The following is a 12,510-nucleotide window of genomic DNA, read 5'->3' as shown; positions in this document are numbered from 1 at the left end:
AACGAACCGGGATGAAATCATAGTGGAATGATGGGCATTAAGCTCCCGACTCGTCAAAAGACGGCTTCTAGGGGACCATGATGCTCGCTCACTTCACCTCGATCCTGCTCGCTTCCGCCGCTGCGGTGCCGGCACCCGATGCGCCCGCCGTGGACGCTGCTCAGGTGCAGGCCGATTCGGGCGACGTCGTCGTCACCGCCCGCCGCCGCGAGGAGCGGGCGCAGGACGTGCCGATCGCGATGTCGATCGTCGATGCGGGCACGATCGCGCAGACCGGCGCGTTCAACGTCAACCGTCTGCAGCAGCAGCAGCCGTCGCTGCAATTCTATTCGAGCAACCCGCGCAACTCCGCGATCAACATTCGCGGCCTGGGCGCGCCGTTCGGCCTCACCAACGACGGTATCGAACAGGGCGTCGGCTTCTACCTCGACGGCGTCTATGTCGGCCGCGTCGGAGCATCGACTTTCGATTTCGTCGATATCGACCGGATCGAGGTGCTGCGCGGGCCGCAGGGCACGCTGTACGGCAAGAACACGACGGCGGGCGCGGTCAACATCAGCACGCGCGCACCGAGTTTCAGCCCCGAGGCGAAGTTCGAGGCAAGCGCCGGCGACTATGCCTATTACCAGATCAAGGGATCGGTCTCCGGCCCGATCGTCGGCGATACGCTGGCGGCGCGGCTGTCGGGATCGCTCACGCGGCGCGGCGGCACGATCTATGACACGACCAGCAAGAAGTACCTGCAGAAGCTCGACAATTTCAGCCTGCGCGGGCAGTTGCTGTGGAAGCCGAGCGAGGATCTCAGCTTCCGCCTGACAGGCGACTTCAACGCCCAGAACCCGCTGTGCTGCGTGCAATATTACGCGCGCGTCGGTGCGACGCAGCGCCCGCTCAACCGCCAATACGCCTCGCTGGCGACGGCGCTGGGCTATGCACCGCCGAGCACCAATCCTTTCGACCGCGTGACCGATCTCGATGCGTCGATCAATTCGCGCCAGGAAATGGGCGGTGCGTCGCTGGTCGGCGATTGGGATATCGGCCCGGCCACGATCACCTCCGTGACGGCGTGGCGATACTGGGACTGGCAGCCTGCGAACGACCGTGACTTCATCGGCCTTCCGATCACGACCGTGTCGCAGAACCCGTCGCAGCAGCATCAGTTCAGCCAGGAACTGCGCATCGCATCGAATGGCAAGAACAAGCTCGATTACACGTTCGGCGTGTTCTTCTTCACGCAACGCATCGATACGCAGGGCTCGCAGGTGCAGGGGTCGGCGGCGAGCCGATGGCTGCTCAATCCTGGTAACGTCGCCGTTGGCGCGTCCGGCTGCGCCACGCCGACGACGGCGGCCTGTAACCCCCTGACTTTGCAGGGGTTGACGAGCAGCAACACCATCAACTTCGATAACCAGAGCTTTGCCGTGTATGGTCGGCTCAACTGGCAGCCGATCGAGGGGCTGCACATCCAGCCGGGCCTGCGCGTCAACTACGACAAGAAGAGCGGCTTCTACGAATCGGTCGTGAGCATCGCCAACGCGCGGTACAATTTCGTTGCGACCGCCGACAATGCCGCGACCCTGCTGGCGAGCGGTGCGGCGACCGCCGACCAGTTCAATACGCTCGCCCCGCAGCGCTACAGCCCGCGCTTCAGCGAGTGGAACGTGTCGGGCGACATCAACGTCTCGTACGATTTCACGCCGGACGTCCACGGCTACGCGACTTATGCGCGCACCTTCAAGTCGGGCGGCATCAACCTGTCGGGGCTGCCGCTCAACTCGACCAACACCGCCGTCGACCTGACCACGCAGACGGTGAAGCCCGAGAGCGTCAATCACTATGAGATCGGCCTGAAGACGCAGTTCCTCGACCGCAAGGTAACGCTCAACCTCGCCGCCTATTGGGACGTGATCGCCGATTACCAGGCGACGGTGAACAACAATGCGATCAACGTGATCCGCGGCTATCTCGCCAATGCCGGCGAGGTGCAGGTGAGGGGCTTCGAGTTCGACAGCTCGTTCCGGCCGAGCCAGCGCGTCAATTTCTACGTCAACGGCGCCTATACCGACGCGAAATACACGAAGTTCACCAACGCGCCGTGCCCGCCCGAGCTCGCCGGTGGCGGGACGGGTGCGGTGATCGCTGCCCCCGGTACGCCCGGCAACAGCCCTGCGTCATGCGACATCTCCGGCCAGGTACTGCCGGGCGTCTCGAAATGGGCGTTCTCGTTCGGCGGCGAGGTCAACCAGCCGGTTTCCGGCGGGCAGGTCTATCTCGGCTATGACGGCAACTACCGCTCGCGCTTCTCGTCCAACCCGAGCCCGTCTGCCTATACCTGGATCGAGGGCTATTCGCTGTCGAACTTTCGCCTGGGCTATCGCAAGGACAGCTTCAATGTGTTCGCCTGGGTGCGCAACGCCTTCGACCAGAACTATTTCGAGCTGCTGTCGACCCAGTCGGGCAGCACCGGCCTGATCGTCGGCCAGCCGGGCGATCCGCGGACGTTCGGGGCGACGATCAGCGCGTCGTTCTGAGGGTGGGTCTGGCCGACGGCTAAGCCGTCGGCCGGTTCGGGCGCGAGCCCGGCCCGCCGGCCGGATTGAGCGATGGCCGCGTTGCGGTCACCGGCGCGTAGCGCACGCGCCTTCGCTCAAACGACAAACGCCTGGACCGTTTCCAGCCCAGGCGCCTGCGTGACGATCGCTCGTCAGCCCCCTTGTCGTCCCTCCGCCCGCTCGCCTCGAAGGCGGGGCTGGAAGGTCTCCCCGAACCACGGCCATTGCCTGTGTCTCAGTCAGTGTTCTGCTAGGTCGCAGTGGGGCTTTTGTCATCGGGATTGTGACAGTCGGAAGGCGATTGCGGCAACCCTGTGGCGATTCCGCAACATAGCCCCGCGCGGTTGCCAGCGCCGCGCCGCGCACCTAGAGCGAGCGCACAACCTGCGGGGGCGGATAGACGAGCGCAATGATCCTTTCCCGATACGAACGCATGATCGCCCGGCGCTACCTTCTGCCCGGCAGGGGCGAGGCCTTCATCTTCCTGGTCGCGGGCATCAGCCTGGTCGCGGTGATGCTGGGCGTCGCGGCCCTCATCATCGTCATGAGCGTGATGAACGGCTTTCGCGCGGAGCTGTTCGACAAGATCGTCGGGCTCAACGGCCATGCCGTCATCCAGGGGATCGGCGGCGACATGCCCGACTGGCGCAACATCGCGAAGATCGCGCGAGAGACGCCCGGCGTGACGAGCGCGACGCCGCTGATCGAGCAGCCGCTGATGTCGAGCTACAATGGCCGCGTCGAGGCGGTATTGCTGCGCGGGATGCGGACTGCGGACATTCAGGGCAACGGCACCCTCAAGGTCGTGCAGGGCAGCCTGAAGAACGTGACGCCGGGCAGCAACCGCATCGCGATGGGCAACCGGCTGGCCGAGGCGCTGGGTGCGCAGGTCGGCAGTCAGGTCTCGCTCATCAGCCCACAGGGGCAGACGACGCCGTTCGGCACGGTGCCACGCATCGTCAGCTTCACGGTCGGCGCGATCATCGAGATCGGCGTCTACGATTACGACAAGGCCTATGTGCTGATGCCGATCGAGGATGCGCAATCGTTGCTGCTGATGGGCGATTCGGTCGGCATGATCGAGGTCAACACGACCGATGCTTTCAGCGTCCGCACGATTCTGGCGCCGATCGCCGACAAGGTCGCCGGGCGCGCGCAGATCACCGACTGGCAGCAGATGAATGCGCAATTGTTCGAGGCGCTGGCGGTCGAGCGGGTGGCGATGTTCACGGTGTTGTCGATCATCATCTTGGTGGCCGTGTTCAACATCCTGTCGTCGCTGATCATGCTGGTGCGCGCCAAGACGCGCGACATCGCCATCCTGCGCACGATGGGGGCGCGGCGGATCGGGTTGATGCGGATCTTCATGACGGTGGGCACCGTGATCGGCGCGCTGGGCGTGGTGGCGGGGCTGATGCTGGGCTTCGTGTTCCTTTATTTCCGGCAGGCGGTGGTCGATTTCGTGCAGCTCGTGACGGGCCAGAACCTCTGGGACCCGCAGATCCGTTTCCTGAGCGAGCTGCCGTCCAAGACCGATCCGGTCGAGGTGATCGGCATCGCGGTGATGGCACTGGTGTTCAGCTTCCTCGCGACGATCTACCCGGCGTGGAAGGCGGCGAGCACCGATCCCGTCCAGGTGCTGCGCTATGACTGAGCCCGTCCTCTCCGTCACTGGCCTCACGCGCAGCTTCGTGCAGGGCGGCGTGACGATCGAGGTGCTGCGCGGCGTCGATTTGAGCGTCGGGCCGGGCGAGATCGTCGCGCTGCTCGGCGCGTCGGGATCGGGCAAGTCGACGCTGCTGCAGGCGGTCGGGCTGCTCGAGGGCGGGTTCGGCGGGTCGATCCGCATCGCCGGCGAGGAGGCTGCGAAGCTCGGCGGCGACGGGCGGACGCGGGTGCGGCGCGATGCCCTCGGCTTCGTCTACCAGTTCCACCATCTGCTGCCCGATTTCAGCGCGAGCGAGAATGTCGTGCTGCCGCAGATGATCCGCGGCGGCACGCGCGCCGAGGCGGACGCGCGCGCCGGATCGCTGCTCACCGCGCTCGGGCTCGGCCACCGGCTGACGCACAAGCCGAGCCAGCTTTCTGGCGGCGAGCAGCAGCGCGTGGCGGTGGCGCGTGCGCTCGCCAACCGGCCGGCGCTGGTGCTGGCGGACGAGCCGACCGGCAACCTCGACGAGGCGACGGCGGACGTGGTGCTGGCCGAATTCCTGCGGCTGGTGCGCGGCGAGGGATCGGCGGCTTTGGTCGCCACGCACAACGAGCGGATGGCGCTGAAGATGGATCGCGTCGTGCGCCTGCATGAGGGCCGGCTGGCGTGAACGCATGGACCGACCCGCCGGTGCTGGTCGGCGAGCATGTGACGCTGCGCCCTCTGGTGCGCGAGGATCGCGACGCGTTGCAGGCGGCGAGCGACGGAGGCGCGGCGATTCCGTTCTTCGCATCGGTCTGGTCGGCGAGCGACCCGGACGCGTTCCTCGACAAGATCTTCGCGGCGAAGGAGGCCGGACGGATGATGCCGTTCGCGGCCCTGTCGCCCGGCGGCGAGATCGTCGGGCTGACACGCTTCGTGCGCATGAATGAAGGCAACCGGCGTGTGGAGATCGGCGGCACCTTCTACGCGCCCTCGGTGCGGCGGACGGGCCTGAATACCGAGGCCAAGCTGCTGCTGCTCGGCCACGCCTTCGAGGTGATGGACTGCGTCGTGGTCGAGATCCGCACCGATGCGTTCAACCGGCGTTCGCAGGCGGCGATCGAGCGGCTGGGGGCCAAGCGCGACGGCTTGCTGCGCAATCACAGCATCATACCCGACGGGCGGGTGCGCGACGTCGTTGTCTATTCGATCATCGCGAGTGAATGGCCGGGCGTGAAGCAGAACCTCCGCTACCTGCTGGCGACGCACGCATGAGCGCGATCACCGACTTTACCGTGACCGGCGCGGACGGGGCGGCGGTCGATCTGCGGCCTCACGCGGGCAAGGTGCTGCTGATCGTCAACACCGCCTCGCAATGCGGGTTCACGTCGCAATATGCGGGGCTGGAGGCGCTGCACCGCGATCTCGGCACGCGGGGCTTCGAGGTGCTGGGTTTCCCGTGCAACCAGTTCGGCGCGCAGGAGCCGGGGGATGCGGCGGAAATCGCGAGTTTCTGCTCGCTGACCTATGACGTGACCTTCCCGGTCTTCGCCAAGGTGGAGGTCAACGGCGACGGCGCGGACCCGCTGTTCGTGCGGCTGAAGGCGGATGCGCCGGGACTGTTGGGGACGAAATCGATCAAGTGGAATTTCACCAAATTCCTGGTCGACCGCGCTGGCAAGGTCGTGCGGCGCTATGCCCCGAACGCGAAGCCCGAGGCGATCCGGGCGGATATCGAGCGGTTGCTCTAGGCCGCGCGCGCGGCGCTGCGTTCGTCCAGCGGTTCGATGAAGCCGTCGATGCCGAACGCCTTGCCGATGTTCTTGCCGGCGCGCTTCGCCTCGTAGAGCGCGGTGTCGGCCTGGTGGACCAGCGCGCGCCGGTCCGTGCCGGCGCGGTGCCAGCTGATGCCGATGCTGCCCGATACCGCGACGCGCCCGCAGCCGATCTCGACCGAGCGGCGCAGCGACGACAGCAGCCGCCCGGCGACCAGATGGACCTGCGCCACGTTCATGTAGCGCGGCAGGATCAGCGCGAATTCGTCGCCGCCGAGCCGGGCCGGGATGCAATGTTTGAGGTACGGCATCTGCAGCCGTTTCGCGATGCCCTGCAACAGTTCGTCGCCGGACATATGGCCGTGCGTGTCGTTGATCGCCTTGAAGCCGTCGAGGTCGATCAGGATCAGCGCGAAGCTCTCCTCGGCCGCGTGTGCCTCGCTGATGCAGCGATCGAGCGCGGCGTTGAAGGCGGCGCGGTTGGCGATGCCGGTCAGGTCGTCCTCATGCGCGGAGCGGCGCAAACCCTGCTCCATCGCAAAACGCTCGGTAACGTCCTGAAAGACGCCGACCAGCGCGATCGGCATGCCGTCTTCGAGATCGACCTCGCCGATGCTGCGCACGCGCTTGGCAGTGCCGGTCGCGGTGATGAAGTCGGTCTCGACGTCCCAGCTTTCGCCCGTTTCGAGCGCGCGCGCGATCACGCCGGCGATCAACGCCTGCCCATGCGGGGGATAGAAGTCGAGCGCGCGTTCCAGCGAGGGCGGCGTCCCGATCGGCAGTTCGTGGATGGCGAACACCTGATCGGACCATTCGAGATGCTGATCCGCGACGGTAAGCCGCCACGATCCGATTTCAGCGAGTCGTTCGGCCTGGCGAAGCTGGCGATGCTGATGCCCGATCCGCACCGCCTTCACGCGCTGCCCCTCGGCGGTGAGCACCGCGTCGCGCACGTGCATCCGCCCGCGCACGATCGTCTCGACCAGGCTGGCGAGGTGGAGCAGCGCCTTGCGCTCGACCAGCGAGAGCTCGCGCGGCGTCATGTCGATGACGCAGAGCGTACCGATCGCGGCGGGCGGCTGGCCGGGGCCGGGGCTGACGCGCAGTGGAACGCCGGCGTAGAAGCGCACCATCGGCCCGCCGGTGACCATCGGATTTTCGGCGAAGCGCGGATCGCGCGTCGCATCGGGCACGACCATGATGTCCGGGTAATGGATGGCGTGCGAGCAGAACGCGATCTCGCGCGGGGTTTCATCCGCCGCGATGCCGCACTTCGCCTTGAACCACTGGCGATCGTCGTCAACCAGCGAGACCAGCGCGATCGGGCAGCCGGTGACGTGGCGGGCAAGTTCCACCAGCGCATCGAACTCGGCCTCCGGCGCGGTATCGAGCAACTCGAACGACCGCAGGACGCTCAGCCGGTAGGCTTCGTCTTCGGTCACGGTGATGCAGACTGGGAAAGCGGGTTCCATCACCGCTGACTAAACTGAGGCATGTTAAAAAAGGGCGTAACGAACGCGCTTTGGCCGGATAGGTAGTAGTACGGGTGCCGTCCAGATTGCTTCCCCTCCGTCTTCGCGGGAGGGAACCACTTTCCCCCTCCCGCCTTGGCGGGAGTGGCAGGGGAGGGTCTTCTTCTTCTCTAAGCGGGGAAAAAAGACCCTCACCGACTGCGACTAGGTTCGCGCAGAAGTGCGCGCACGAAGTCTCCGTTGCCTCTCCCGCGAAAGCGGGAGAGGATAAGCGGGGGCTGCCGCCTGTGGATAAGATGGCGGTTTCGCGAATCGTCCACGCACCCCATAATCGGAGCCATGCCTCATTCCGGCTTCGTGCCCCTCCGTATCTTTTCCTCGTACACGATGCTCGACGGGGCGATCGAGCCCAAGGCGATCGCCAAGCGCGCGCAGGAACTGGGCTTTCCCGCCGCCGCGCTAACCGATCGCAACGGGCTCTATGCGGCGATGGCGTTTTCCGAAGGTGCGCAGAAGGCCGGGGTGCAGCCGGTGATCGGCGCGATGCTGGGCGTCGCGCGGCCCGATCTGCCCGAAGGCGTGGAGCCGGTGTTCGACTGGCTGGCGCTCTACGCGCAGGACGCGGCGGGCTATCAGAACCTGTGCGAACTGGTGTCGGAGGCGCATCTCGACCGGCCGCTGGAGCATGTGCCGCATGTCTCGTTCGCGGCGCTGGAAAAGCGTAGCGGCGGGCTGATCGCGCTGACGGCGGGGCGCGAGGGGGGCCTCGCGCGACTGTTCGCGGAGGATCAGCCGGATCGTGCTCTGGCCTATGCCGATCGGCTGGAGGGGTTGTTTCCGGGGCGGCTGTTCATCGAGCTGACGCGGCGGCTCGATCCGATCGAGGGCAAGGCGGAAGGCCCGCTGCTCGATCTCGCCTATGCGCGCGGGCTGCCGCTGGTGGCGACCAATCCGTGTTGCTTCGCGGAAGCCGATTTCACTGAGGCGCATGACGCGATGCTGTGCATCGCCAACTCCACCTACGTCGCGAGCGAGGACCGCCCGCGCAGCTCGCCCGATGCGTGGATGAAGCCCGCGAAGGACATGCGCGAGCTGTTCGCCGACCTGCCCGAAGCGATCGCCAACACGCTCGTCGTGGCGCAGCGCTGCGCCGTCGCCGCGCCGAACCGCAAGCCGATCCTGCCGAGCCTCGCCGGCGACCGCGACGGCGAATCGGCGATGCTGCGCGCGCAGGCGCGGGAGGGGCTGGAGAAGCGGCTGCGGCGGATCGCGGAGTTGCAAGATCTCCCTCTCCCCGCTCGCGGGGAGAGGGGCAGTACAGTAGACGATGCTCTCGATGAGACTCGGCCCCTCTCCCACCCCTCTCCCCAGAGGGGAGAGGGCTTTGAAGAAGACTGGACGCAAGTCTACCGCGACCGCCTCGAGTTCGAGCTCGACGTCATCATCTCGATGGGCTTTCCCGGTTACTTCCTGATCGTCGCGGACTTCATCCGCTGGGCGAAGGAGCATGACATTCCGGTCGGGCCGGGGCGCGGATCGGGCGCGGGCAGCGTCGTCGCGTGGTCGCTGACGATCACCGATCTCGATCCGATCAAGCTCGGCCTGCTGTTCGAACGCTTCCTCAACCCGGAACGCGTGTCGATGCCCGACTTCGACATCGATTTCTGCGAAACCCGGCGCGGCGAGGTGATCCGCTACGTGCAGGAGAAATACGGCCGTGATCAGGTCGCGCAGATCATCACCTTCGGAAAGCTGAAGGCGCGCGCGGTGCTGAAGGATACCGGCCGCGTGCTGCAGATGAGCTACGGCCAGGTCGACCGGCTGGCGAAGCTGGTGCCGAACCTGCCCGCGGACCCCTGGACGCTCGACCGCGCGCTGAACGGCGTGTCGGAGCTGCTCGCCGAATATCGCGCCGATGCCGGGGTCAAGCATTTGCTCGATCTCGCGATGAAGCTGGAGGGGCTGCCGCGCCACTCCTCGACGCACGCCGCGGGCGTGGTGATCGGCGACCGGCCGCTCGCCGAGCTGGTGCCGCTGTACCGCGATCCGCGTTCCGACATGCCCGTCACGCAGTTCGACATGAAATATGTCGAGGGCGCGGGGCTGGTGAAGTTCGACTTCCTCGGCCTCAAGACGCTGTCGGTGTTGCAGAAGGCGGTGCAGTTGCTGGCGGATCGCGGCGTGCAGATCGATCTCGACGCGCTCGAATGGGAAGACGAGGGCGTCTACAAATTGCTGCAGAAGGGCGACACGGTTGGCGTGTTCCAGCTCGAATCGGAGGGGATGCGGCGCACGCTCTCCGCCGTGCGGCCGTCGAATTTCGGTGACATCATCGCGCTCGTCTCGCTGTACCGGCCGGGGCCGATGGACAATATCCCGAGCTTCGGCCGCCGCAAGAACGGCACCGAGCCGATCGAATATCCGCATCCTTTGCTCGAACAGATCCTGTCGGAGACCTACGGCATCTTCGTCTACCAGGAACAGGTGATGCAGGCCGCGCAGATCCTCGCGGGTTATTCGCTCGGCGGGGCCGATCTGCTGCGCCGCGCGATGGGCAAGAAGATCAAGGCGGAGATGGACAACCAGCGCGCGATCTTCGTGACCGGCTGCGCGGAGCACAACAAGATCCCGGCGGCCAAGGCCAACGAGCTGTTCGATTTGATCGACAAGTTCGCGGGCTACGGCTTCAACAAGTCGCACGCTGCCGCCTATGCGCTGCTGGCCTATCAGACGGCGTGGCTGAAGGCGCATCACCCGCACGAATTCTTCGCCGCATCGATGTGCTTCGACATGGCGCTGACCGACAAGCTCGGCGTGTTCGTCGACGACATGCGGCGGATGGGCGTCGCGATCCTGCCGCCCGACATCAACCGCAGCGAGGCGGAATTCTCGGTCGAGGACACCGGCAGCGAGGAGAGCGGCGGGCTCGCCGTGCGCTATGCGCTGGCCGCGCTGAAGTCGGTCGGCGAAGGCGCGATGGAGAAGCTCGTCGTCGAGCGTGAGGCGGGCGGCAAGTTCGCATCGCTCGACGATCTCGCGCGGCGGGTCGATCCGCGCCTGCTCAACAAGCGGCAATTGGAGACGCTGGCGGGGGCGGGGGCGTTCGATGCGCTCAACGCCAACCGCGCGGGTATCCACGCTTGCGCCGAGACGATTCTCGCGACCGCGCAGCGCGTGCAGGCGGCGCTGGTGAGCGGGCAGGGCGGGCTGTTCGGCAGCGCGGAAGCCGCCGAACCGCCGATCCGCCTGCCGGTCTCCGCGCACTGGAGCCTCGCCGAGCGGATGGAGGCGGAGAAGGAGGCGTATGGCTTCTATTTCTCGGCGCATCCGGTCGACCGCCACAGTCACCTCGCCAAGATGCACGGCGCGCGGCAGTTCGTGGCGCTGGGCGAGCTCGACATTCCCGACGACGGACGCACCCGCGCCGGCGCGACGATGGCGGTGCTGGTCGAGGATGCGCGCTGGCGCACCTCCGCCAAGGGGCGGCGCTATTTGATGGCGACGATGTCCGACCCCTCGGGCCAGTTCATCGCGACATGCTTCGACGATGCGGTCGCGGCCGATCTCGAGGAGGCCGCGCGCAACGGTGGCTGCGGGCTGCTGACCGTCGAGCTCGACCGGCGCCCGGGCGAAGAGACGCCGCGCGTATCCGTAAAGCGCATCCAGCCGTTCGAGGCGCTCGCCAACACGACGCGCTTCGTGATGGAGCTGTCGGTCGACAGCCCGGCGGCGATGGCGAGCCTCGCGGCTGTGCTGGGGCAGGCACGCGGCGCGCGCGGCGAGGTGTGGGCGGTCGTGCCGCTGCCGGGCGGCGGAACCGCGCGGGTGCTGCTCGGGCGCGATTTCCTGCTCGACGGTGAACTGGCGACGCGGATCGAGGGGCTAGACGGCATCCGTAACGTGGCGCTCAAGACGGCCGAGGCACGGCTGGCGCTCGTCGGGTGAGCGACGACAACCCGCCGCCGCCCGACGCGGCGCCGATCTTCCACCGCGACCGCATGGAATATTGGGCCTTCGTCGCGCAGATCATCAGCGCGGTCGCGGTGGTGATCTCGCTGGTGTTCGTCGGGCTGCAACTGCACGACAGCAATATCGTCGCGGTGCGCAGCGAGGCGAACGACCTGCAATCCGAATGGTCGAGCTTGCGTCGGTCGATCTACGGCAATCGCGATACGGCGGCGATGTTCCAGACCGGCATGGATGAGAGCAAGCCGCTCGACCCCGCCGATGCCCTGCGCTTCCGCTATCTGATGCGCGAGCATGGCTGGGCGACCTACCAGCTTTGGGAGCGGATGCGCGACGGATTGCAGCCGCCGGATCGTTTTTTCGCAAATGCCGGGCCGGAATTCATGGCTGTCGTCTGCACGCCCGGCGGCGTGAAGGCATGGGCCGCGATCCGGCGCGAATATCCCGCACCCTACGTCGCCGATCTCGACAGGCTCGCCGGGCAGTATGCGCGGGCACACCATGTCCGGTGCGTGCCCTGAACGCGGCGTACGACTTTCGTCTAACGTATTGATACGGAACGCTTCCGCAACGCTCCTTTCATCGCCGGTTTCTAGGCGGGAGGGCGATGAAACAGCGCGAACCCCGACAGCAGGTGCTGCTTCCCGCGCGGATGCGCTGGGACGGCCCGTGGGTCGAGGGGCAGGTGCGCAACGTCTCGACCCACGGGTTGATGGTGGCGGCGAATACGCTGCCGCCGCGGGGTACTTATGTCGAGGTGCTGGTCGGCAGCCTTTCGATCACCGCGCGGGCGATGTGGACCGGGCCTGACGGCTGCGGCCTCCGTTCGCGCAATGCGATCGAGTTCGACCGCCTGCGCGAACGTCGTGCGCCGCGCGGGCCCGCGACCGCGGAGTTCACCGGGCCCGACCGCCGCGCGCCGCGCCCGCCCGTCGCGCAGCAGGCCGAGGACAGTCGCCGGATCGCCAACATCATCCAGTATCTTACCGCCTTGTCGGTCGCCGTCATGGTGGCGGGCACGGTGAGCTGGGAAGTCTACAAGACGATGTCCGCGCCGCTGACGACGATCGAGAACGCCATGGCGGCGCCGAAATGACGCATTTCTATCCGGG

9 protein-coding genes are annotated in these 12,510 nt (G+C 66.7%); 8 read left to right on the top strand and 1 reads right to left on the bottom strand.

Going from position 1 to position 12,510, the window contains the following annotated elements; genetic code table 11:
- Positions 1–80: 80 nt before the first annotated feature.
- The 5 genes from Q5H94_RS18485 (at position 81) to Q5H94_RS18465 (ending at position 5,936) form a co-directional block, all read left to right on the top strand.
- On the top strand, positions 81–2,531 hold the full coding sequence (locus tag Q5H94_RS18485) for a TonB-dependent receptor (protein WP_304562727.1): 2,451 nt from the start codon (positions 81–83) through the stop codon (positions 2,529–2,531).
- Between the two features lie 430 nt (positions 2,532–2,961).
- The gene (locus Q5H94_RS18480; protein WP_304562726.1) at positions 2,962–4,206 is read left to right on the top strand and encodes a lipoprotein-releasing ABC transporter permease subunit; all 1,245 of its coding nucleotides are present in this window, start codon (positions 2,962–2,964) and stop codon (positions 4,204–4,206) included.
- Positions 4,199–4,873 (top strand): ABC transporter ATP-binding protein, encoded by a 675-nt coding sequence (locus Q5H94_RS18475; protein WP_304562725.1) that lies wholly within the window; start codon positions 4,199–4,201, stop codon positions 4,871–4,873. Before Q5H94_RS18480 ends, Q5H94_RS18475 begins: the two co-directional genes overlap by 8 nt.
- The gene (locus Q5H94_RS18470; protein WP_304562724.1) at positions 4,870–5,460 is read left to right on the top strand and encodes a GNAT family N-acetyltransferase; all 591 of its coding nucleotides are present in this window, start codon (positions 4,870–4,872) and stop codon (positions 5,458–5,460) included. The genes Q5H94_RS18475 and Q5H94_RS18470 overlap by 4 nt, the downstream gene beginning before the upstream one ends.
- The gene (locus Q5H94_RS18465) at positions 5,457–5,936 is read left to right on the top strand and encodes a glutathione peroxidase (protein WP_304562723.1); all 480 of its coding nucleotides are present in this window, start codon (positions 5,457–5,459) and stop codon (positions 5,934–5,936) included. The genes Q5H94_RS18470 and Q5H94_RS18465 overlap by 4 nt, the downstream gene beginning before the upstream one ends.
- Here the strand turns inward: Q5H94_RS18465 and Q5H94_RS18460 are convergent.
- The gene (locus Q5H94_RS18460; RefSeq protein WP_304562722.1) at positions 5,933–7,402 is read right to left on the bottom strand and encodes a sensor domain-containing diguanylate cyclase; all 1,470 of its coding nucleotides are present in this window, start codon (positions 7,400–7,402) and stop codon (positions 5,933–5,935) included. The two genes, Q5H94_RS18465 and Q5H94_RS18460, sit on opposite strands and share 4 nt — an antisense overlap.
- A gap of 369 nt (positions 7,403–7,771) precedes the next feature.
- Between Q5H94_RS18460 and dnaE the strand changes: the two genes are divergently transcribed.
- The 3 genes from dnaE (at position 7,772) to Q5H94_RS18445 (ending at position 12,494) form a co-directional block, all read left to right on the top strand.
- Positions 7,772–11,377, top strand: a complete 3,606-nt coding sequence (gene dnaE / locus Q5H94_RS18455) for a DNA polymerase III subunit alpha (RefSeq protein ID WP_304562721.1) — start codon at positions 7,772–7,774, stop codon at positions 11,375–11,377.
- Entirely contained in the window at positions 11,374–11,919 is a 546-nt protein-coding gene (locus tag Q5H94_RS18450; RefSeq protein WP_304562720.1) for a hypothetical protein, read from the top strand. Before dnaE ends, Q5H94_RS18450 begins: the two co-directional genes overlap by 4 nt.
- A gap of 86 nt (positions 11,920–12,005) precedes the next feature.
- Complete coding sequence (locus Q5H94_RS18445) at positions 12,006–12,494, top strand: PilZ domain-containing protein (RefSeq protein WP_304562719.1); 489 nt, start codon at positions 12,006–12,008, stop codon at positions 12,492–12,494.
- The last annotated feature ends 16 nt before the right edge of the window (positions 12,495–12,510 follow it).

The organism is Sphingomonas immobilis, from assembly GCF_030580995.1.
Classification (GTDB): Bacteria; Pseudomonadota; Alphaproteobacteria; order Sphingomonadales; family Sphingomonadaceae; genus Sphingomonas; species Sphingomonas immobilis.
The sequence above is the reverse complement of the archived record's forward strand: the minus strand, read 5'-3'. Positions and strand labels throughout refer to the sequence as shown.

Excerpts from the sequence above, each read along its gene's own strand:
- dnaE (WP_304562721.1), top strand. The coding sequence starts at position 7,772 with ATGCCTCATTCCGGCTTCGTGCCCCTCCGTATCTTTTCCTCGTACACG.
- Q5H94_RS18475 (WP_304562725.1), top strand. The coding sequence starts at position 4,199 with ATGACTGAGCCCGTCCTCTCCGTCACTGGCCTCACGCGCAGCTTCGTG.
- Q5H94_RS18465 (WP_304562723.1), top strand. The coding sequence starts at position 5,457 with ATGAGCGCGATCACCGACTTTACCGTGACCGGCGCGGACGGGGCGGCG.
- Q5H94_RS18485 (WP_304562727.1), top strand. The coding sequence starts at position 81 with ATGCTCGCTCACTTCACCTCGATCCTGCTCGCTTCCGCCGCTGCGGTG.
- Q5H94_RS18445 (WP_304562719.1), top strand. The coding sequence starts at position 12,006 with ATGAAACAGCGCGAACCCCGACAGCAGGTGCTGCTTCCCGCGCGGATG.
- Q5H94_RS18480 (WP_304562726.1), top strand. The coding sequence starts at position 2,962 with ATGATCCTTTCCCGATACGAACGCATGATCGCCCGGCGCTACCTTCTG.